This is a genomic window from Brevibacterium sp. LS14, assembly GCF_012027885.1.
GTDB lineage: Bacteria > Actinomycetota > Actinomycetes > Actinomycetales > Brevibacteriaceae > Brevibacterium > Brevibacterium casei.
Map to the genome: position 1 here is coordinate 103,983 of NZ_SJXG01000051.1, position 21,409 is coordinate 125,391.

Annotated in this window: 18 protein-coding genes; 5 read left to right on the forward strand and 13 right to left on the reverse strand. The window is 70.2% G+C overall.

All coding sequences use genetic code 11. From position 1 onward, the window contains the following. Positions 1-124 precede the first annotated feature (124 nt). The 3 genes from EZE58_RS11090 (at position 125) to mgrA (ending at position 2,253) form a co-directional block, all read left to right on the forward strand. Positions 125-670, forward strand: coding sequence for a CGNR zinc finger domain-containing protein (locus tag EZE58_RS11090; protein WP_009380992.1), 546 nt, complete (start codon positions 125-127; stop codon positions 668-670). Positions 671-849: 179 nt separating this feature from the next. Then, complete coding sequence (locus EZE58_RS11095; protein WP_167560563.1) at positions 850-1,167, forward strand: 4a-hydroxytetrahydrobiopterin dehydratase; 318 nt, start codon at positions 850-852, stop codon at positions 1,165-1,167. Between the two features lie 45 nt (positions 1,168-1,212). Further along, positions 1,213-2,253, forward strand: a complete 1,041-nt coding sequence (mgrA, locus tag EZE58_RS11100) for an L-glyceraldehyde 3-phosphate reductase (protein ID WP_095376339.1) — start codon at positions 1,213-1,215, stop codon at positions 2,251-2,253. A 21-nt stretch (positions 2,254-2,274) separates the two neighbouring features. Here the strand turns inward: mgrA and EZE58_RS11105 are convergent, their stop codons facing one another. The 8 genes from EZE58_RS11105 to EZE58_RS11140 form a co-directional block, all read right to left on the reverse strand. After that, positions 2,275-4,875: a phosphotransferase gene (locus EZE58_RS11105; RefSeq protein ID WP_167560565.1), complete on the reverse strand. Its 2,601-nt coding sequence runs from the start codon at positions 4,873-4,875 to the stop codon at positions 2,275-2,277. Further along, entirely contained in the window at positions 4,872-6,812 is a 1,941-nt protein-coding gene (locus EZE58_RS11110; RefSeq protein ID WP_167560567.1) for an ABC transporter ATP-binding protein, read from the reverse strand. Before EZE58_RS11110 ends, EZE58_RS11105 begins: the two co-directional genes overlap by 4 nt. Further along, positions 6,809-7,963 (reverse strand): glycosyltransferase family 4 protein, encoded by a 1,155-nt coding sequence (locus EZE58_RS11115; RefSeq protein ID WP_144588960.1) that lies wholly within the window; start codon positions 7,961-7,963, stop codon positions 6,809-6,811. Before EZE58_RS11115 ends, EZE58_RS11110 begins: the two co-directional genes overlap by 4 nt. Then, positions 7,960-9,249, reverse strand: a complete 1,290-nt coding sequence (locus EZE58_RS11120) for a glycosyltransferase family 4 protein (protein ID WP_131247891.1) — start codon at positions 9,247-9,249, stop codon at positions 7,960-7,962. The genes EZE58_RS11115 and EZE58_RS11120 overlap by 4 nt, the downstream gene beginning before the upstream one ends. After that, positions 9,239-10,474, reverse strand: a complete 1,236-nt coding sequence (locus EZE58_RS11125; protein WP_063251026.1) for a glycosyltransferase — start codon at positions 10,472-10,474, stop codon at positions 9,239-9,241. The genes EZE58_RS11120 and EZE58_RS11125 overlap by 11 nt, the downstream gene beginning before the upstream one ends. 177 nt (positions 10,475-10,651) lie before the next feature. Then, on the reverse strand, positions 10,652-11,311 hold the full coding sequence (locus tag EZE58_RS11130) for a response regulator transcription factor (protein WP_009381006.1): 660 nt from the start codon (positions 11,309-11,311) through the stop codon (positions 10,652-10,654). Further along, positions 11,308-12,858 (reverse strand): ATP-binding protein, encoded by a 1,551-nt coding sequence (locus tag EZE58_RS11135; RefSeq protein WP_240941271.1) that lies wholly within the window; start codon positions 12,856-12,858, stop codon positions 11,308-11,310. The genes EZE58_RS11130 and EZE58_RS11135 overlap by 4 nt, the downstream gene beginning before the upstream one ends. Continuing rightward, positions 12,791-13,303, reverse strand: coding sequence for a hypothetical protein (locus EZE58_RS11140; protein ID WP_131247889.1), 513 nt, complete (start codon positions 13,301-13,303; stop codon positions 12,791-12,793). Before EZE58_RS11140 ends, EZE58_RS11135 begins: the two co-directional genes overlap by 68 nt. A 51-nt stretch (positions 13,304-13,354) precedes the next feature. On the opposite strand from EZE58_RS11140, the gene EZE58_RS11145 reads away from it, so the two are divergent. After that, positions 13,355-14,128: a DedA family protein gene (locus EZE58_RS11145; RefSeq protein ID WP_167560569.1), complete on the forward strand. Its 774-nt coding sequence runs from the start codon at positions 13,355-13,357 to the stop codon at positions 14,126-14,128. A gap of 12 nt (positions 14,129-14,140) precedes the next feature. Here EZE58_RS11145 and EZE58_RS11150 read toward each other — a convergent pair whose 3' ends face one another. Continuing rightward, positions 14,141-14,995: a hypothetical protein gene (locus tag EZE58_RS11150; RefSeq protein ID WP_009381011.1), complete on the reverse strand. Its 855-nt coding sequence runs from the start codon at positions 14,993-14,995 to the stop codon at positions 14,141-14,143. Positions 14,996-15,216: 221 nt separating this feature from the next. On the opposite strand from EZE58_RS11150, the gene EZE58_RS11155 reads away from it, so the two are divergent. Beyond that, positions 15,217-15,534, forward strand: coding sequence for a hypothetical protein (locus EZE58_RS11155; RefSeq protein ID WP_009381012.1), 318 nt, complete (start codon positions 15,217-15,219; stop codon positions 15,532-15,534). A gap of 164 nt (positions 15,535-15,698) precedes the next feature. Here EZE58_RS11155 and gap read toward each other — a convergent pair whose 3' ends face one another. From gap to EZE58_RS11175, 4 genes are all read right to left on the reverse strand, one after another. Then, positions 15,699-16,694, reverse strand: coding sequence for a type I glyceraldehyde-3-phosphate dehydrogenase (gene gap, locus EZE58_RS11160; RefSeq protein WP_009381013.1), 996 nt, complete (start codon positions 16,692-16,694; stop codon positions 15,699-15,701). 165 nt (positions 16,695-16,859) lie between these two features. After that, positions 16,860-17,888, reverse strand: a complete 1,029-nt coding sequence (locus EZE58_RS11165; protein ID WP_009381015.1) for a DJ-1/PfpI family protein — start codon at positions 17,886-17,888, stop codon at positions 16,860-16,862. 170 nt (positions 17,889-18,058) lie between these two features. Beyond that, positions 18,059-19,966, reverse strand: a complete 1,908-nt coding sequence (locus EZE58_RS17450; RefSeq protein WP_223289905.1) for a serine hydrolase — start codon at positions 19,964-19,966, stop codon at positions 18,059-18,061. Positions 19,967-20,192: 226 nt separating this feature from the next. Continuing rightward, complete coding sequence (locus tag EZE58_RS11175) at positions 20,193-21,404, reverse strand: cation:proton antiporter (protein WP_009381018.1); 1,212 nt, start codon at positions 21,402-21,404, stop codon at positions 20,193-20,195. Positions 21,405-21,409 lie beyond the last annotated feature (5 nt).

The window sequence follows — 21,409 nt, forward strand, 5'->3', positions numbered from 1 at the left end:
CCGATGGCATGACTCCGTCAGCCAGCCGTGTTCGCAAGCGTCGGCGTCTCCGTTCGGGGACGGGTTCCGTGTGGTCGTCTGCTCTGTCCTGGCTTCCATGACTCCAGCCTGGTGTAATGGTCCTATGCAACTCAACCCTTACGGTGAGTACGCCGTTCTCCTCGCAGCCTCGCTGGCCAACGACTGGCCAGGCGACCGCGCCGGAATCGAAGCACGGACTCGGGAATTCGGGATGACGATGGGATTCACGCCGACACCGACCGACCTCGGCGACACTCGCGCCGTCATCGACGAATGGCTGAGGGTCGTCGATGCCGAGAGCCCGGAAGCCCGCGCGGAGCTGCTCAACGCGATCATGGCGAGCGCGGCGGCATTCCCGCGGCTCGTCGACCATGACGACGAGGGCTGGCACCTGCACTACCGTGATGCCGATCAGTCGCTGGCCCACGTGCTGCGGGCCGTCATCTGCGTCGGCACCGCCCTCCACCTCACGACGCGCGGCATGCACCGTCTCGGCAGGTGTGCGGCGGGGCTGTCTCCGGGCGACCCGTGTGCGAACGTCGTCGTCGACGTCACGCGCGGCGGCCGTCAACGGTACTGCTCGGTCCGGTGCGCCAATCGCGATGCCGTGCGCCGCCATCGCGCGAAAAGCACCCGTCCGTCAGGCTGAGGGCGGGGTTGCGGCGGGTCGGCAACCGCTCGGTTCCGATCCGCGTGGCATGGATCGATCCGCAGCATATGGATCGCAACCGCGCGGATGGCCGGGATGCGGATGCGAACCGCGCGGCTGAGCGCACGCATTCGTCGCGAGGGGTTCCCGTGGGAGACGCCAGTTCCTAGCATGGTGACATGACTGAATACACGGGACAGACACTCACCGACGCCCTCGAGGCCGCGGGGCTGAGCGACTGGCACGGCGCCGACGACACGATCGTCGCCACCTACGCCACCGGAGACTTCGCCACCGGACTCGAGTTCGTCAACCGGGTCGGTGCCGCCGCCGAGGCGGCCAACCACCATCCGGACATCACGCTCACCTACCCGAGCGTCGAGATCACCCTGACGAGCCACGACACCGGTGCCGTGACCGACCGCGACCTCAAGCTCGCCGCACGGATCAGCAACTTCGCCGCGGAGGCAGGCATCACGGCTGATCAGCCGCAGTGACCTAAGCTGAACGAAGCCACCGTTCGCCTGCTGAGGGGAGACTCCGTGTACGCCGCTGCCGAGAACCGCTACGACTCGATGACCTACCGCAGGGTGGGCCGATCCGGTCTCGTCCTGCCGGCACTGTCGCTGGGCATGTGGCACAACTTCGGCGACGATGTCGCCTTCCAGACCCAGCGCGACTTGGTCCGCCGCGCCTTCGACCTCGGCATCACCCACTTCGACCTCGCGAACAACTACGGCCCGCCTGCCGGATCGGCCGAGATCAACTTCGGCCGGCAGCTGCGCGAGGACCTCGGCCCCTACCGCGATGAGCTCATCATCTCGACGAAGGCCGGCTGGGCCATGCACCCCGGCCCCTACGGCGGACCCGGCGGCAGCCGGAAGTACCTGCTCTCGAGCCTCGACGCGTCGCTCGCCCGCCTCGGCCTCGACTACGTCGACATCTTCTACTCCCACCGCCCGGACGCCTCGACTCCGCTCGAGGAGACCATCGGCGCGCTCGACACCGCCGTGCGCTCGGGGCGCGCCCTCTACGCAGGCATCTCCTCGTATTCGGCCGCCGACACCGCCCGCGCCGCTCAGATCGCCGACGACCTCGGCACCCCGCTGCTCATCCACCAGCCCTCGTACTCGATGCTCAACCGCTGGATCGAGGACGACGGTCTCCTCGACACCACCACCGAGCACGGACTCGGCGTCATCGCGTTCTCCCCGCTCGCCCAGGGCCTGCTCACCGACAGATACCTCGGCGGAGTGCCCGAGGACTCACGGGCCGGCAAGGACACTCCGTCGTTCAAGGACGGGTTCCTCTCCGAGGACAACCTCGCCCGGATCCGCGGACTCGGTGAGATCGCCGCCGCCCGCGGCCAGTCACTCGCCCAGATGGCGCTCGCCTGGGCGCTGCGCGATCCCAGGGTCTCCTCCCTCGTCATCGGCGCGAGCCGCGTCGACCAGCTCGAGACCAACGTCGCCGCCCTCGACTCCGCGCCGTTCACCGACGACGAGCTCTCCGCGATCGACGACTTCGCCGTTGATTCGGGTGTCGACATCTGGGGAGACGCCCGTCGGAGCACGCAGAGCTGAGCCAGGGCCGTCCCCATCCGATCAGTCCGCCGCGTCGAGGAGCGCTCCCGTCCGGCCCGACCACTGCGGTCGGAACGCGTAGACGCAGACGAGTCGGAGCAGCGCTGACCGTTCGTAGAGCCGCACCCGTGCCAGGTCGCACCCGCCCGCCAAGGCGGCGTCCGCGATCGCCGTGAGCACGACGTCGGTCTGGTGCTGAGTCCAGATCCCCTGCTCGCGCCGCCACCGGGCGTGCGCGCGAAGATTGCCGAGGTCGAGTTCCCGCTCCCCCGCGCACGCCGTGTCGACGTCGAGCAGTCCCGGCCCCGCCTCGGCGTCCCACATCAGCTGCTTGTCGTGGAGGTCGCGGTGGAGGGGACCCCAGGTCCCGGGCCTGCGACCGCCGAACACAGAAGAGACGTGGTCACCCGCTGAGGTTGAAACGGTCCCGGCGTTCGCGCGCAGCTCGCCGGTGACCGCGGCGAGGAGCGGATCGAGTCCGGCCGTGAGCGCGCCGAGGTGGTCGTCGGCCCGGTCGCGCCAGTCCTCGAGCACGCGGGCTTCGTCCGCCGCGGTGTGCTCTGGAGCATCCGGGGCGAAGGAGCCGCCGTCGGGCGCACTGCCGGCCCGAACCCACGCGTCGAGGCAGGCCGTCCAGGCGCGCGCCCAGTCCTCCCCGAGCCCGGCGGGATCATGGAGGTCGAGTCCTGGGACTCGAGACAGGCGCACGGTCGAGTCGTCGGAGTCGAGGACCGTGGGGAGGGTGAACCCTGCGGCGAAGGCAGCTGCGCGGTCCTGACCGGCGAGGATGGCCGCAGCTCTGCCCTCGCGCACGCACTTGGCGAAGGTGCCGTCGGCGAGAGCGACGACGGCGCGGCGGCCGGGCCGATGCGAGACCACCCGGGCTGCCCCTTCACGGAGGAGACGTGCGAGTCCCGGAAGCTCCGGATCGTGCCCTGCAGGGAGCATGGTCACCTGGTGCACCCCTGGGGGTGAGACCCCATCGAGGTATCCCGCGCGCAGCCCACCATCGACGATCGCCTCGAAGGCGATCCGCCCCTTCTTCGCCGGCCACGCCCGCCGCACCCGTGCCTCTGCACCCTCGATGCGCACTGTCGACGGGATCTGACCGCCCGCGCCAATGCCAGAGCTGGTATCGGAGCTGGAGTCGGCGTCGGTGCCCGCGCTAGTGCCGGAGTCGGCGTCGGCGGCATCGTCGGCGTCGGTGCCCGCGCTGGTGCCGGAGTCGGCGTCCGTGCCGGAGCCGGAGTCCGCGCCGCAGCCGGAGTCCGCGCCGCAGCCGGAGTCGGAGCCGGAGTCGGTGCCGGCGTCGGCGGCACCGTCGGCCTCGGCGTCAGCGTCAGCGAAAGTGGACCGGCGACCGCTGCGACCGGATCCTGAGCCGAGTGCCTTCTCTGCTAGCACGAGGTGCCGGTCGGTGTGCTCCCGCCAGTCGGCGCGGCACGATCGCCACGGTTCGATCGCGGTGACGAGCAGTGCCCAGGCCGTCCATGCCTCGAGTGCCCCGGCAGCGGTCGGACCCGCGACCCCGGCTGACTCGGCGCGCATCGTGAAGCCGCCTGCGCGGTCGTACCCGCGGAGGAAGCCCGCTTCGAGGCCCGGGCCGTGTCCGTCCTCGCGGAGCCGGCACGCGGCGGTCCACCGGCCGAGGTCCATACCGGTCGGTCCGACCCCGGCCCGGTCGAGATCGATGATCCGCGGGTCGCCGTCGCCGACGAGCACCTGGTCAGGGCTGAGATCGCCGTGGATCGCCCGATTGCCGCGGAGGACTCCCGCGGATTCGAGCCGCTCGCCGATCCGACGCGTCAGCTCGGCGACTCGTCCGTCCTCGCCGAGGAGACGCGACAATGCGCGCTCGGCGTCGGCGAGCATCGCAAGCGGCTCGGCACCGATCTCAACATGGGTTACCTCCCCGGCACCGTGCGCATGGAGGTGGGCGATCGACTCTCCGACCGCCTCGGCGAGGGTGGGATCCGGATTCCCGTTGAGGTCCCCACTGCCCCACCAGGGCGTGCGCACGGCGCTCTCCTGCTCGCCGAGGCGGTGGACGGGAAGGGTCGGCAGGCCCCATCTCAGCCACTGCTCGGATACGGCGACCATGGCAGAGAGGGAGCCGGTGCCGATCCGAACGAACTCGGCACCGCGGTCGGGAGCGCGCAGCAGCACCCGGCGGCCGGGGTTGCAGCCGACGACCGTGCACGAGTCGAGGTCGAGGGTCGTCGCAGCCGCGACGAGGGGCCGGGCGAGCTTCGGATCGGCGCGCACTCCCCCGCTGAGCAGGACGAACCCGGTGTCGCTCACCGCGTGGTCGAGCACGGTCTCCCCCACCCGCGCCGCACGCCGACGGAGGTTGGCGAGTTTGTCGGGATCGGCCATCACCGCGGTCCACCCCCACCCTCCGAGGTGGTCGACCCCTGGCCGCCGCCAGGCGACGATCGCGCTGCGGCCGGGTTTGATCCGGATCCGCACGGGTTCCACGGGGAAGCCGAGGTGCGCGCTCAGGGCCCCGGGCGAGCGGAGGTCGGCGAGGAAGGGCACACCGAAGTCGGGGGTCGTTCCGGAGGCAGAACCGTTCGCCGTCAGAGCTGTCGCAATGGTCACGGTCGACTCGACTGCCGTCATCGGGCGGCTCCCATTCCCACGGCGGTGCGGGACGCGTCGTCTGCGGCTGCGTCGTCGGCAGCAGTGTCGACGGCGGCCGCCTCAGCGACGGGGGCCGCCTCGGCGACGGGCTCCTGCGACACCCCGGCGCTCACGGTGTCCTCGGCCTGGTCGCTCATCCACTGGGCAACGCGGCTCGTCGGGTCGGCTGCGAGATCCTGGGGAGAGCCGTCTTCGACGATCCGCCCGTCCTCGAGCCACACGACCCGGTCAAGGCCTCTGACCATGGCGACGTCGTGGGTGATGACGATCCCGGTGCGGCCTTCGGTGAGCGCCCACAGGGACTCGGTGACCTGCGCTCGGGTGCGCGGGTCGAGCCCGGTGCTCGCCTCGTCGAAGACGACGACCGGGGCGGAGCGGACGAGGGCCCTGGCGATCGCCAGACGCTGCCTCTGCCCGCCGGAGAGCGTGTCCCCGCGGTTGCCGAGCACGGTGTCGTAGCCCTCGGGAAGGGCACGGATGAACTCGTCGGCACGGGCGGCGCGGGCGGCGGCCTCCACCTCGGCGTCGGTGGCGTCGAGGCGGCCGTACCGGATGTTCTCCCGCACGGTCGCCGCGAAGAGGACGGACTCCTGGAGGAGGACGGAGACGCTGCCGCGCAGGGAGGCGCGGGTGACGTTGCCGGTGTCGTAGCCGTCGAGGTAGATGCGTCCCTCCTCGGGTTGGGCGAGGCGGAGCAGGTAGCTCGTCAGGGTCGATTTGCCTGCCCCCGAGGCGCCGAGGATCCCGATCCTCTGACCGGCGGGGATGAGGAGGTCGAGGCCGTCGAAGAGCGGCCGGCCGTGCCCGTCGCGGGAGCGGATGCCGTCGAAGACGACGTCGCCGCACACCGGTCCCATCGCCACCGCTCCGGGGCGGTCGGCGATCTCGATCGGTTCGTCGAGGAGGTCGGCGATCCGCTCCCCCGAGGCGGTGGCGCGGGCGATGCGTCCGGTGTACTTCGCCATGTCCCGCAGCGGCTTCATCGCGATCTTGAGGTAGAGGAGGAAGAGGACGAGGTCGCCGGGGGTCATCGCCCCGCGGAGCACCTGGTAGCTGCCGAAGGCGAGGACGAGGGCCTGGGAGATGCCGACGAGGACATCGGTCGAGCGTTCGAGGCCGGCGGCGAGGCGGCGGGCACGCACCCCGGCCCGCAGGGCCCGTTCGTTACCGTCGGCGAAGTCGGCGGCGACGGTGCGTTCGAGTCCGTAGGCCTGGACGACGCGGATCGCCCCGAGCGCCTCGGCGGCGGACCCGACGAGGCGGCCCTCCCCCTTCCGGGTCGAGCGGGAGGCGGTCGTGATCTTCGGGGTCGAGACCCGGGAGAGCACACCGTAGACGACGGCTGTGGCGAGGACGATCGCGCTGAGCACGGGGTCGAGGACGACCATGACGACGAGGAGCACGGCGAGCGTGATGATGTTGCCGAGCAGGGGCAGGCCCGCGGTGACGGCGACCTCCTGGAGGCGGCCGATGTCACCGACGAGCCGCTGCGAGGTGTCGCCGATCGACGCGCGCGAATGGTACTTCAGCGACAGCGCCTGGATGTGGTCGAAGACCCGGGTGCGCAGCTGGGTCGCGACGCGCGCGCCGACGAGGGCGAAGCAGATCGTCGAGGCGTAGTTGGTCACCGCCCGTCCGGCGACGATGACGGCGAGGCCGATCGCCGCGGCCGCGAGCGTCGTCGCGACCCCGGAGCCGATATCGAAGCTCGCATCGATGTTCGCACCGAGTGCCGCGGTGACGGCGTCGACGGCGATCTTGATCGGCCACGGTTCGAGGATGCGGAAGACGACGTCGGCGAGCAGGGCGAGGAGGCCGGCGATGATCAGCCACGTGTGACGGCCGAGGTGCGGGGTGATGATCCGCAGCGTCCGTCGCAGGGCGCTCGGGGTCGGGCGGGTGGGGCTCGTCGTCATGCGGTCTCCAGGAGGACGGGGTCGAGGATGTCGCGGCATCGGCTCGTCCACGAATGCCGGGCCAGCGCCTCGGCGCGGGCGGCCTCACCCATGCGGGTGCGCAGGGCAGGGTCGTCGATGAGCGACTGGAGCGCCTCGGTGAGGGCGGCGAGGTCGTCGGGCGGGACGAGGATCCCGGTCCCGGTGCCGGCGATGAGGTCGGGCAGGGCCCCGACCGCCGAGGCGACGGTGGGCAGGCCCGCGGCCATGTACTCGTAGACCTTGAGCGGGGAGAAGTAGTTCGGCCCGCCCGGGTACGGGGCGGTCGCGATGTCGAATCCGCGCAGATGGGCCGGGACGTCGGCCGGGGCGACGGCCCCGTGGAAGGTCACCCGCTCCCCCAGGTCGAGGTCGTCGGCGAGGCGGACCAGCGCCTCGGCTTCGGGGCCGTGGCCGACGATGTCGAGGTGGAAGGACCCGCGCAGCCCGGCGCACGCGCGCAGCAGGCGGTCGGTGCCGTGCCACGGTTTGAGGGTGCCGACGAACCCGATGTGCACGGGGGCACCGGGTGCCGCCGCATCGGCGGGGTCCGCGCCGGGGACGATCCGGTCGGTGTTGACTCCGTTGGGCACGACGGCGACATCGTCGAGGCCCGGGTAGTCGCGGTGGACCCACTCGGCGACGGCGTCGCTGACACAGACGAGCCGGGTCGCCTGTCCGAAGCTCACGGCCGTGGCTCTCGCGGCGTGGTCGTCGTGGACGAGTCCGCGGTGCGTGCGCTGTTCGTCGATGAGCGGGGCGTTGACCTCGAGGAGGAGGGGCACGCCGAGGCGCTCGCTGATCCTCGCTCCGGCCGTCGAGAAGAGGGAGTACCGCTCGTAGACGACGTCGATGCCTGTGTACTCGCCGGCCACGAGGTCGGCGAGGAGGTCGGAGACCCGCAGGAGGGCGATCTCCCGGCTGCCGCGCTCGAGCCCTGCGGGCAGCTCGAGGCGGACGACGTCGAGGTCGGCGAGGTCGGCGGGCACCGCGTCATCGGTGCGGGTGCAGAACACAGTGACCTCGTGGCCGAGCGCGCGGAAGCTGCGGATGACCTCTTGGGCGTGGACGCTGGCACCCTTGGTGCCGAAGATCCCGATGCCGGGGTCGAGGAGGACGTAGGCGATTCTCATGAGGCGACCTCGAGTTCCTCGAGCGGCTGGTCGACATCGTCAGCGGGCCGGTCGATGAGATCCGCGAGCGCCCGGGCCTGCCGCCGGGAGTCGTGAAGGTCGGCGACGCGGTCGCGCGCGGCATCGGTGATCCGGCGCAGGGACTGCGGATCATGGGCGGTCAGGCCGATCACCTCGGCGACGGCGGAGGCGATGGCATCCGGGTCGGTGCCGTCGACGAGCCAGCCGGTCCGCCCGTCGATGACGATCTCGGGCACGGCGGTGACGCTGCCGGCCACGCAGGGGATGCCCGCGGCCATGCCCTCGAGGAGGACGGTGGGCAGACCGTCGACGTTGCCGTCGGAGCCGGGGACGAACGGCGCGACGAGGGCGGTGTGGTCATCGATCATCGCTGTGACCTCCCGCTGGGTCAGTGCCCCGTGCATCGTCACGATGTCGGCGAGGCCGAGCTCGGTGATCTGCTCGTGCAGCTCCGCCTCGAGCGGGCCGGTGCCGACGAGGTCGAGTCGAACGTCCCGCCCGGACTTCCGGAGGAGTGCGAGGGCGGGGAGGAGGTGGGTGAAACCCTTCTTCTCGACGAGGCGGCCGACGGCGAGCAGTCGCGCGACCCCGCCTGCGGGGCGCCCCGGACGGTAGGGGAAGCGGTCGAGTTCGAGTCCGTTGCGCACGACGTGGATCCGCTCGGCGAGGACCGGTCCGAGGCGCCGGCGCAGATAGTCCCGGTTGAAGTCGCTGATCGCGACGACGTGGTCGGCGTCGGCGGTCTTCCGGGCGAGGTCGGCGGTGACGACGCTGTCGTGGAAGATGTCCTTCGCGTGCGTGGTGAACGAGTACGGGATCCCCGTGAGCAGGGATGCGGCGCGGGCCACGGTCGTCGCCACCGAGGCGAAGTGCGCGTGGAGGTGGGTGATGCCGTGCTCGCGGGCGAGCCGGGCGACGGCCAGCGACTGCGCGGCGTCGTCGTGGTCGAGTCCGACGAGGTCGCCGAGGTTCTCGGCCGTCCCGTCAGCGAGCACCGGGTCCGCTGCCGCCTCCTGCCACAGCTGCCAGAATCCGTGGGCGCTCGAGGGGCGGGGGACGTGGATGACCGGGGCCTGGACCCGGGCGAGCTCCGGGTGGAACCGAGCGTCGGTGCACGGGCGCAGGGAGAAGATGACGATGTCCTCCCCCGCCGCCTCGCGGGCGAGGATCTCGGAGACGATGAAGGTCTCGGAGAACCGGGGATACATCTTGAGGACATAGGCCCGCCGAGGCGGGACCTGGCTGGGGACGGTCTCAGACGGCACAGCGGGCCTCCTCGGTGAGGGTGGTCGGGCGGGCGGGAGCGAACGGGAGGGTGCCTGCGGTCGAGAGGAGCTCGGCGGCGAGGACTGGGACCCGGCGCAGGCCGTCGCGGTCGATGTGATCGCGGGAGACCTCGGACCCGGCCCGGAAGCCGAACCAGTCGCGGAGGAACTCCGGGGTCGCCTCGGTCAGGGGTGCGGAGTCAAGGGCACCGGCGGCGGTCAGGGCTGCGGCGCGCCGCGGCTGCTCCTGGCGGTGGCCGACGCGGGGGATGACGAGGACAGGGGTCCGGGTCGCCATGACCTCGGCCATCGTGTTGTATCCGCCCATGCACACAAGAGCCTCGGCGCGGGCGATGAGGCCGGGCATGTCCGGGCTGTGCCGGACCACGGAGGTGCCGACGGGGGCGAGGGCGGTGAGGCGGTCGACCTCGGCGGTCGCCATCTGCGGGCCGACGACGACGAGGTGGCGGAGGCCTGCGGGTGGGGCGGCGAGGATCGCGCGCTCGGCGAGGGCGGCACCGTCGGAGCCCCCGCCGAGGCAGGTGAGGACGAAGGGCGCGGCATCCGTGAGTGCGGGATCGTCCGCGGGGACGGGCGTCGAGGGTTCGCGGCGGGCCAGCGAGAGGTATCCGGTCATCCGGGTGAGGCGAGCCAGTTCGGCCGGCACTTCGCCGGTGGCGCGGGGGTCGTAGACCTCGGGATCGCCGTAGACCCACACCTCGTCGAACGCTCGGGCCACGGCGTCGGGGCCGCCCACACGGTCCCACTCGCCGGCGATGACCGCCGGGTCGTCGAGGACCTCCCGGAGCCCGAGGACCGTGCGGGTCCCGTGGACGCGGCAGCGGTCGAGCGCCTCGGCGAGTTCGCCGTCGATGCCGAAGGGGTGCCGGTCGACGATGAAGAGGTCGGGCTGCTGCTGGTCGAGGACGGCGGTGATCGCTGCGGATCGCAGGCTGCGCAGTCCCTCCATCGTCGAGGCGAGCGCGCGGGGAGCATATCCGCCGTTCGCGGGGGTGACTCCCGGCAGGATCATCCAATCCCATCCGGTCGGCAGGTCGAAGCGGGCGGCTTCGGGGCTGCCGGCTATGAGGAGGCCGCTCACCGGTCGACCGGTGAGTTCGGGCAGCTGCGCGGCGAGAGCGAAGGCGAGCGCCCGGTTGCGGCGGATGTGGCCCAGCCCCAGGGAGTCATGGGAGAAGAGCGCGATACTCAGATTCTCTGTCATACCACTCAGCTTGGCCGCGAAGATTAAGCCCCAGGTAAGACGGGGATGAGAGAACTCTCATGTGCGCCCGACCCGACAGGTTCGCTTGTTCGTGTTCGACCCCGGCTGCGCGCGGGTTGCCATCGGCGGCGGGCGGTCAGCTGTCGTGGCCCGCACAGTCGGCGCGCCAGGTCGTGCTCAGTCGACGCGGTAACCGAATCCGCGGACGGTCGTGACGAAGTCGCTGCCGAGTTTGCGGCGGAGGTAGCCGACGTAGACGTCGACGACGTTGGATCCGGGGTCGAAGTCGAAACCCCAGACATGGGAGAGCAGCTGTTCGCGGGAGAGCACACTGCCGCGGTTCCTCAGCAGGATCTCGGCGAGGGAGAGCTCGCGCGCCGAGAGGTCGACGATACGCTCATTGACCCAGACCTGACGTCCGAGCAGGTCGATGCGCACGTCGCCGCGGGTCAGCTCCGTCGTCGGAGACTCCTGGACGGTCTCCTTGAGCCGCAGCCGGATCCGCGCGAGCAGCTCACCGAAGCGGAAGGGCTTGATCATGTAGTCCACGGCGCCGGACTCGAGGGCGTAGATCGTGTCCTCGGCGTTGTCGCGAGCGGTGAGGACGAGCACCGGCAGGGAGGGCCGCTGTTCGCGCAGCTGTTCGAGGACGCTGAAGCCGTCGAGGCCGGGCAGGCCGATGTCGAGGACGAGGAGGTCGAAGTCACCGGTGATCGCGAGATCGCGGCCGGTGATGCCGTCAGCGGCGATCTCCGTGGTGAACCCGGCGGCCCCGAGGCCCTTGGCGATGAAGGACGAGATCCGGTCCTCGTCCTCGACTACGAGAATGCTCTTCACTGGTGTCCTTTCGGCAGGATCATGCGGAACTGGGCGCCGACCTCGGTCGGGTCGAGGACGATGGTGCCGCCGTGGGCTTCGGCGATGGCACCGACGATCGAGAGTCCGAGTCCGAAGCCGCTGCCCTCGGTGGATCCGCGGGTGAAGCGTTCGAAGATGTCAGTCGCGATCTCCGGCGGGACTCCTGGGCCGTCGTCGCGCACCCACAGGTGGACGTGGGTCGCGTCCTCCGTGGCACCGAAGGTGATCGTCCCGCCCTCCTCGGTGTGGTTGACGGCGTTCGCGGCGAGCTGGAGCAGCGCCTGGGTGAGGCGTTGGCGGTCGGCACGGAGGACGAACGACTCGGGGACGTCGACCTGCCAGTCCCGCGACGCCAGCCCCGTCGCCTTCGCGAGGACATGGTGGAGCAGGGCCGGGATGTCGACGCTGCCGGGGCACACGAAGTCGGGGCGACGGGAGCGGGCGAGGACGAGGAGCTCTTCGACGAGGCGGGTCATCCGGTCTGTCTCGTCGAGGAGGAGCGCCCGGGTCTCGTCGACGTCGTCGATGTCGGCGGCGTTCATCGTCTCGAGGTGGCCGCTGAGGATGGTCAGCGGCGTGCGCAGCTCATGGCCGACGTCGTCGAGGAACTGCCGCTGCGTCGCGAACGAGGATTCGAGCCGGTCGAGCATCGCGTTGAAGGTGCGGCCGAGTTCGGCGATGTCGTCGCTGCCGCGGGTCTCGATCCGGCTGCTGAGATCACCGGCGGAGATCGACTGGGCGGTCTGTCGCAGTTCGGTGACCGGGGAGAGCAGACGACGGGCGACCACGGAGGAGATACCGGAGATGATGAGGGTAGCGAGCAGGGCGACGACGACGTAGAGCTGCATGACCTGGGTGAGGTCGGCCCGGCTGTCCGATGCGTTGGTGACGACGACGAAGGCACCGCGCGCGTCCTCCTCTCCCGGCTCCCCGCCTCGGTCACTGCCCCGGTCCGCCTGCTGCTCCAGCGGGGTCGGCGACGCTGAGGTGGCATCCCCAGGCGCCGAGGTGATGGCGGAGACGGGAAGCACGTAGCCGATGTACTCGTTGCCGTCGATCCGCAGCGAGAACTCACCTCCCTGGTCGGATTCGGCTTCGACGGCGTCTTCGAGCGAGCGCGAGCCGCGGATGAGGGTGTTCGGTTCTCCCTGGTAGAGGACGCGCCCGTCGCTGAGGAACGCGAAGAGCGCTTCGTGGGCGTCAGGCTGGTTCTGGGCGAGGAACTGCCCGAGCATCTGGTCGACCGAGGTGAAGGGCTGGCCGGTCTCCGGGTCGACGCCGGTCTGCGCGAAGGCGCGCATCTCGGCGATCTCCTGTGACATCGACGCGGACAGGCGGTTGGAGACGTTGTTCGACTCCACCGAGTAGAGGACGAGGCCGACGATCGTCAGAGCGAGCACGGAGAGGAGGGTGACCGCGATCGTCAGACGGTTCTCGACGGTGAGCCGGATGCGACGATCAGTCGTCGTCATCGTCACCGCCGTCATCGTCGTCATCATCGTCGCCGTCGTCGCCGGCGCCGTCATCGTCGCCGTCGGAGGGCACCTCCCGGGGCGGGTTCGGTGCCGGTTCGTAGGAGTGCTGGAGTTCGCCCCGTCCCTTCGCCGAGGCGTCACCCCCCGATCCGCTGCCGTCAGGCGTCTGCCCCCCGTCCCGAGAACCGCTCGAATCACCAGCGCTGCCGTCGGGGGCGCCGGAACCCTGCGCGGACCCCGTTCCGTTCGGATCGCCGGTTCCGTCCGTGACCGTGGCAGTGGGGGTGACCTTGACCGGGCTGAGGTCCGGGCGTTCGGGGTGGGACGTTCCGCGGACGAGGACGAAGGCCAGCACCGCGAGAATGACGACCAGCCCGGTCACCACCGCGCTGATCACTTTCGACTGTCGTCCCACACCTTCCACCCTGCCCAAGGCCGCGGTCGATGTCGAGCGATCGGCGATGAGAGTCTTCTTAAGCGGCGTCCACGCAGGCATGCGATACTGTGAACGCCCACCGCCGACGCAGCCGCAGGAGATCCCATCAGCGTGGAACGCCGCCCCGACGACGAACACGACCGCCGCGACGACTCCCTCCCCGACGACGATGCCCCCGCCGCGAACGGCGAGTCGACCGCCGCGGCAGCGAAGGAGAACCCCTGGGCGGCGCTCAAACCCTGGCAGGGGAAGGCGGCACCGCTCGACAAGCTGCTCCTCTTCGTCATCATCGGCGTCCCGATCATCTACCTCGCGCTTCTGCCGCTGCGCCCGTGGATGCTCGTCAACGCCCCGGTGCTCCAGGAATTCATCAACGGGGCGAAGACCGCCATCGTCGCCGCCGGCGCCTACGCCCGGGTCGGGGAGATCCCACTGTGGCTCGTCATCGTCGCCGGCTTCGTCGGCATGGTCAAACTCGACTGGGCGTTCTGGCTCGCCGGTCGGCGCTGGGCCGACGGTGTGCTCCGGCTCTTCGCCCAGGACGAACGGCAGCTCAAACGCATCGAGCGGCTCAAGGGCATTCCCAGCTGGGCGCTCTTCCTCATGACCGTCATCGCCCGCTGCCCCGGAATCCCGCAGACGCTCGTCTTCATCGTCGCCGGGTGGACGGGCATGCGCCTGCGCACCTTCCTCATCGCCGACTTCATCGGCAGCCTCATCTTCACGCTCATCTGGGCGATGCTCGGCTATCAGCTCGGCCAAGCGGCCGTCGACGTCCTTGCAGTCATCGACAGATACGCCCTGTGGATCACCTTCGCCTTCATCATCGGCATCTTCGTCTACGCCTTCGTCAAGGAGAACCGCAAGGCGAAGGCCCAGGGGTAGCAGCGGCGGCCATCAGCCGGCTCGTGCGCTGAGCACCGGCTCCTCGTCGTCCTGACGGCCGATCCCGCCCGGCATGATCCTGCGATGGGCGGCCTGCCAGACGAGCCTGGCGAGATCCGCGGCATCGAGGCGGAGGACGGGTGCCGCCATGTCGATGAGCCGCCGGGCGGCGTCCGGGGTCAGCGTCTCCGTCTCGCCTCTGCCCTCCCTCTCACCTCCAGCCTCGCCGCCGCCATGGTCACCGATCGGCTCGGCCACCTCCTCGGCGTCGGCAACGGCTTCCACCGTGCGCGACCCATCGGCACCGTCGGCGCCGGCGCGGACGGTCTCACCGAGATACCGGAGAACGACCCGATCGGGCTCGAAATGATCGGAGCCGGCGAGGGAGAGGAGGTGGAAGTAGGTCACCGCCGAGTGCTGACTCGGCAGCGCCGTCCATCCCTTGGCGACCGGGTTCTCACTGACGTCGGGCCCGATCGCCGAGAGCAGATCGGGCACGGTGTCGATGTCGAGATCGGCCATGAGCCGGGTCGCCCGGTCGACGACCTCGGCCTTGAGTGGGGCGCCGGGATGGGTGTTGGCGGGTTTGCGGTTGCAGGCGACGGTCTCCGCCCACGCTTTCGCGCCTCCGGCGGCCGCGATCGAATACCGCAGCGCTTTCGCCCCGTCCCGGTACCCGTGCCTCGACACGTATCGGTCGATGACATTGGCGACGGCTGTGGGGTGGGAGCCGGTCGCGTAGATCGCATCGATGATGCACAGCGCGAGACTCTGCGGGTGGCTGATCGGGTGCGGGCGCTCCTCGTCCGCGACGAGGGCTCGGCAGCGGCACACCAGCCGGTCGACTCCGTCGGTCGTGATCTCCATCGGTCTGACCTTTCGTCGGGCATCGCCTTCGCGATGCGGGTTCCCCGGCCTGGTGGCCGGGAGGGTGACGACGAGAGTAATCCTCGGTACTGACACGAGATGATCGGAGTGGATTCGAACGGCGATCGGCGAAAAACGCCGATGGCGTTCCGCAATCGTCGCCGAGAGGGAACGGACAGCGCGTCTTGGCACGTGCAACATCGGTCTGGCAGTGTTGAGCCATGAACAGCGAAGCGATGATCATCGACGGGCCCCTGGCCCGCGCGGCACGGATCCTCTGCCAGGTCTCGGCGGCCGACGTCGCCGCGCAGGCGGAGATCGACAAGGCCGACCTCAAGGACTACGAGAAGTGCCGCGACGACCTCACCTCGGAACAGGAGCGTCGACTCGTCCACGCTCTCGAGCACTACGGCGCCCACTTCATCCCCGACGGCGATGACGGCGGATACGGCGTGCGCCTGCGATTCAATCGGCTCAAGGTCCGCGCCGTCGAGCGCTGGGAGAACGAAGGCGGCACGACCGGCGCCGACGACGTCTGATCCCACGCAGGCGGCGTGTTCGGCACACCCCGAACACGCCGCCTGCGACCGGTGAATGCACTGCGGGGCGCCCCTCTCGATGAGGGACGCCCCGCAGTGCGATTCGAGCTCAGGCGCCGCTGAACTCAGAGGCTGAGCTCAGCCGCTGAACTCAACCGCCGGTCTCAGCTGCGGCCGATGAGTTCGAGGTTGTCGACGACGCGGTTGGAGAAGCCCCATTCGTTGTCGTACCAGGCGACGACCTTGACGTTGCGGCCGTCGACGCGGGTGAGTTCGGCGTCGAAGATCGACGAGGCGGGCTGCCCGACGATGTCGGAGGAGACCACGGGCTCCTCTTCGTAGTCGAGGATGCCGTTGAGCGGTCCGTCGGCGGCCGCGCGGTAGGCGGCGAGCACCTCGTCGCGGGTGACGTCGCGGGAGACCGTCGTGTTGAGTTCGACGATCGAGCCGACCGGAACCGGCACGCGCATCGCGTCGCCGCTGAGCTTGCCGTCGAGGCCCGGAAGCACGAGTCCGATGGCCTTCGCCGCGCCGGTCGAGGTCGGGATGATGTTCGCCGCCGCAGCGCGCGCCCGACGCGGATCCTTGTGCGGGCCGTCCTGGAGGTTCTGGTCGCCGGTGTAGGCGTGGACGGTGGTCATGAAGCCGTGCTCGATTCCGGCGAGGTCGTCGAGGACCTTCGCAAGCGGGGCGAGTGCGTTCGTCGTGCACGAGGCATTGGAGATGATCGTCGCCTCGGGGGTGTAGGCATCGGTGTTGACACCGTAGGCCAGGGTGACGTCCGCACCCTTCGAGGGGGCGCTGACGAGGACCTTCTTCGCTCCGGCGTCGATGTGTGCGCGGGCCTTGTCCGCCTTGGTGAAGCGGCCGGTGGACTCGAGGACGACGTCGATGTCGAGGTCGCCCCACGGCAGCTGGGCCGGGTCCTTCTCGGCGAAGACGCGGATCGAGTGGCCGTTGACGACGATGCTGTCGCCGGTGGCCTCGACGGTTCCGGGGAAGCGTCCGAGGGTGGTGTCGAACTTGAGGAGACGAGCGAGCTCCTCGACGTCACCGAGGTCGTTGATCGCGACGACGTCGATCTCGCTGTTGCGCTCGCTGAGCGCGCGCAGGGTGGCGCGACCGATGCGACCGAATCCGTTGATGGCGATGCGGGTCAATGTCTCTCCTTGGGAGGTCTGATAACCGGTACATCACCATGATCCCCAGCGCGACGACCCGACAACAGTGGCCAGCACGACAACCTGCGAAAGGTTCTCGCCAGTCTTATTGCCACAAAGCGAAAGTTTCCGGCCACACCTGCTCTCACCAGGAGAAGCTGTGTCTCAGCCCGAGAACGTGTGCCGGTACTCGTTCGGGGAGATCGAGAGGATGCGCTGGAAGTGCATCCGCAGGTTCGCCCCGGTGCCGAGCCCCACCTGGTCGGCGATCTGCTCGATCCCCAGGTCGGTGTTCTCCAGCAGCTCCCGGGCGAGGTCGACGCGGGCGCGGAGCACCCACTGCATCGGGGTGTACCCGGTGTCCTCGACGAAGCGCCGGGAGAATGTGCGCACCGAGACTCCGGCGTTCGCGGCGAGCTGGCCGAGGGTGAGCTCCTCCCCGATGTGCTGCAGCGCCCACTGCCGGGTGTCGGCGAAGACGTCGCCGAGGGGCTCGGGAACGCTGCGGGGCACATACTGCGCCTGCCCGGCACTCCGATAGGCTGCGGCGACGAGACGGCGGGCGACCTGGTTGGACAGGCCCACACCGTGGTCGCGCCGAATGAGATGGAGACAGAGGTCGATCGCCGAGGCGGCCCCCGCCGAGGTGAGCAGCTGACCTTCGTCGATGAAGAGGACGTTCTCGTCGACGTCGATCGTCGGATAGCGGCGGGCGAGCGCCTGCGCCGTCGACCAGTGGGTCGTCGCCCGACGGCCGTCGAGGAGACCCGTGCGCGCAAGGACGAAGGTGCCCGTCGACAATGCTGCGATCCGCGCGCCCCGCTCGAAGGCGGTGAGGAGTCCGCCGATGACAGCGGCCGGGGCCTCCCCTGCGACCGCCGAGGAGGCCCCGGGGATGAGAATCGTGTCGGCCTCGGCGAGCGCCTCGAGCCCGTGGTCGACGGCGAAGGAGAGTCCGTCGGCTCCGGTGACCGTTCCGGGTTCGACCCCGCACACGGTCACCGAGTAGGGCCAGCCACCGGCGGTCGTCGCCGTCCCGGGCACCTGGCCGACGCTGTTCGACTCGGCGCCGAAGACCTGCACCGGGACGCCGAGGTCGATCGCCGAGACCCCCGCGAGCACGAGCACGGCCATGCGGTGAGGTTTCGGGCGCGGGGTGCGCCGTGCTGAGGGCAGCAGTGCGTCGGCAGTCATCGTGCCCTCCAGTCTAGGCACTCACCTGGGCCTGTCGGCGTAACCCCGGCAGGCGTCGGACCGGGAACCCCGGCGGGGGTCGGGCCGGGGGCCACGGCTCGCGCCGGGGCGAACTCGGTCTCCGTCGTCGCCGTGTGTTCGGCTGCGGTCGCCTTCGCCCGTGCGCGCAGTCAGTACGCGTAGCTGCCGGGGACGATTCCCGGCAGGGTTGCCACGCCGATTCCCCCGCCTGCGACGAGACCGCTGCCTACGGTCCCGGCGTGGAGTCCGACGGGTGCGGCGGCTCCCGACCCGGCCCCTGCCGGAGGGGCCGCGCCCGCACCCACCGCGGGATTCGACCCCGCGGTTCCGGCAGGATTCTCCGTCCCTGCACCGGCCGGTGCGCCGGCGACACCGGCAGCGCCGGGGGCCTCGACGGTCCCGGTCCGCGCCTCGGCAGCACCGGTGAGCGGCCCGGGGGTCACCGCCTTCTCGGGCAGCGCCGATGGGGTCGGGGGGACCACCTCGGCGGGGACAGCCTCGGTGATGGCTTCGAACATCGCCAGGGTGCCGTGCTGGGCGGCCAGGGACACGGGTTCCGGATCGGAGGAGAGCTTGACGCCCACGGTCTGCGTGGCACGGTCGATGTAGAGCATCTGCCCGTGGATGCCGATGCCGATGACGACGTCTCGACTGGCCGAGGGCACCCAGAACTGGCTCCGGTACATCCCGCCGGGATACGACTGGCCGGAGGCGGATTCGGCGAAGACCTGCGCCGAGTCAGGACCGCCTGCGAAGATGTCGTCGACCCAGGCCTCGGAGACGACGCGGGTGCCGTCGGCGTTGACCCCGCCGCGGGCGATCATCTCGCCGAAGCGACCGAGGTCGCGCAGGGTCGTGCTGATGGCGCCGTCGGCGATCGAGCCGCCCCATCGGTCCTGACAGACCTGCGCCGCGTGGGCGGCACCGATGCGCGACCACACGAATTCGCTGGCGACGACAGCGAACGGGCGTCCGACGACGTTCTCGCACACCCAGGCGAGCACGTCGGTCTCACAGCTGCGGTAGACGAAGGAGGACCCGTGTTCGCGTTCGCTCGTCAGCCCGGTGAGGAAGTCCTTGATCCCGTGCGCCGAGGTGGGGGTCCGCGGCGCGAAGTCGACGGCCTCGAAGAGCCTGCGGATCTCCGAGCCGTCCTCGAGGTACTCCTCGGAGAACTTCACGCCCGAGCGCATATCGAGGAGGTCGCGGATCGTGGCCCCGGCATAGCCGCTCTTGCCGAGCGCGGGAACATGGGTGGTGACGAGGTCGTCGACGCGGAGCAGTCCCGCATCGGCGAGCGCGCCGACGACGATCGAGACGATCGACTTGCTCACGGAGAAGAGCATGTGGCGCCGGGCCGGCTTCATCGGCCACGCGTACTCCTCGGCGATCGCGACCCCGCCGCGGGTGACGAGCCAGGCGTCGGTGAAGGTGTTGGCGAGGACGTCGCCGACGGTCGTCCAGCCTTCGTCGTCTGCCGCGGTCCACTTCTTCGCATCGATCGTCAGCGACCGGAAGTCGTTGTCCTGCGAGATGTACTCGCACACGGAGCCGATGCCGCGCGGGATCCCGGCGCTGGGGAAGATCTCCTCCATCCGGGTGAGCGCGAAGGCGAAGTACTCCGGCCACTTCCAGGAGTCGAGGTCGATGCTCTCGAGGATCGCCTCGGACGGGTCGACGATCGCCTCTTCGCTCGCCGAGGTGAGTTCGCCGACGTGGGGCAGCGGCCGCTTCCCGGGTCCGCCGGGTCCCGCCGCACCGGAACCGGAGCCGGCCGCGTCATCGCCGGTGGGATCCTCGCCGAGGCGGTCCGTGCCGTGCGAACGGTCCGTGCCGTCCGAGCCCTGGCCGCCGCGATCGCCGCTGCCTCCGCGGTCCGTGCCTTCGCCCGCCGAGGCGTCGGTGGCCTGCGTGCGCTCGGCATCGGACTTCTCGTCGCCGTCGATGCCCTTGGTGTTGCCCGACAGCGCCCCGATGCGTCGGGTGGCGGGGTTATGAGTCAGGCTGTGGAGCACCTTCTTCATATCCGCCATCTCTGCCTCCGTCTGTGGTCTCATGCACCGCCGAGCCTACCTCCCGGACATGGACGGCAACAGCCTCCGGAGCCTCAGATCGTGAATCCCACGGCCTCACCGGCTGAGACGGAACGCTGTCACCAGGAAGGACACGCGCGGCAGTTACCTATCAGTTATTTAACTTACAACCATCCGACACGAGAAGTTCAGACCCGCGTCGCGGACGGTTCGCCGCAGCGCTCACGCGCCCTCGCCCGTGTCTCCCCGTTCACCGCGTCTCGTCGAGGCTCGTCTCCGACGGCGCCCTGGTGGACCGGAGGACCGCAGCGAGAGCCGGGAAGACGAGGACGGTGCACGCGCCGGCGAGGACGAGGAGGGACCCGATGTCGGCGGTGAGCAGACCGGAGCTCTCAGCCAGGGAGGTCACGGCGACGATGATCGGCAGTCCCGTGGCCCCGTAGAGGCCCACCTGCGCCTGCTCCCTGAGACCGCTGACGCCGGGGGTGATGCAGAGGAAGCGCTCACCGAGCATGAGCGGCAGACCTCTGAGCAGCAGGATCGCTGTGAAGAACCAGAGGAGGGTGAGGGGCTGTTCGGCGACGGCGGCCAGGGCGATGCCCATCCCCGAGTAGACGAAGAAGACGGGGATGAAGAAGGAGAACCCCAGGGTCTGGAGGCCGACCTCGAGACGTTCGACCGCCTCGGCGGGGGCGATCCGCTTGACGAGCATGCCGGCCATGAACGCACCGAGGACGACGTCGAGGTCGAGGAGGGCGGAGAGGAACATCAGGGCGATGAGGACGAGCATGATCGTGCGCAGCACGAGTTGGGAGGTGCCGCTGGCGCCGTCGATCATCGCCCGCTGCAGGGAGGGGATGCGGCTGCCGAGGTGGAGGGGGATGACGACGGTGAGAGCCATGATGACGACGAAGGCGACGAGGATGAGGGCGCTGAGGGAGAAGCTGCGTCCCGAGAGGAGGAGGGCCATGGCGAGCACGGGGCCGAGCTCGCCGACGGCGCCGTGGACCATCGTGCCCGCTCCCACGGGGGTGCGCAGGACCCCTGCGCTGGTGAGGATCGGCAGGAGCGTGCCCAGGGCAGTCGAGGTGAGGGCCAGGCCGATGGCCGCCCAGCCGAAGAATCCGAGATCACCGGCGAAGAGTGCGGAGAAGCCGACGGCGAGGGCGAAGCTCACAGCCCAGACCAGCCACGAGAGCCTGCCCTGCCGCGACTTCATCGCCTGCGGGTCGATCTCGAAGCCCGCGAGGAGGAAGAGGAGGCCGAGTCCGATCTCTGAGAGGAGGCCGAGGCTCTCTGACGGGTGGGCGAGTCCGAGCACGGAGGGACCGATGAGGAGACCGCCGAGGAGGAGCCACACCGTGTCGGGCACCCATCCGCGGGTGAGCCTGGCCAGCAGCGGCGAGACGCAGACGACGGCGACCATGAGGACCAGCGGTGCGAACTCTTCTGCGGTGTCCATAGCGC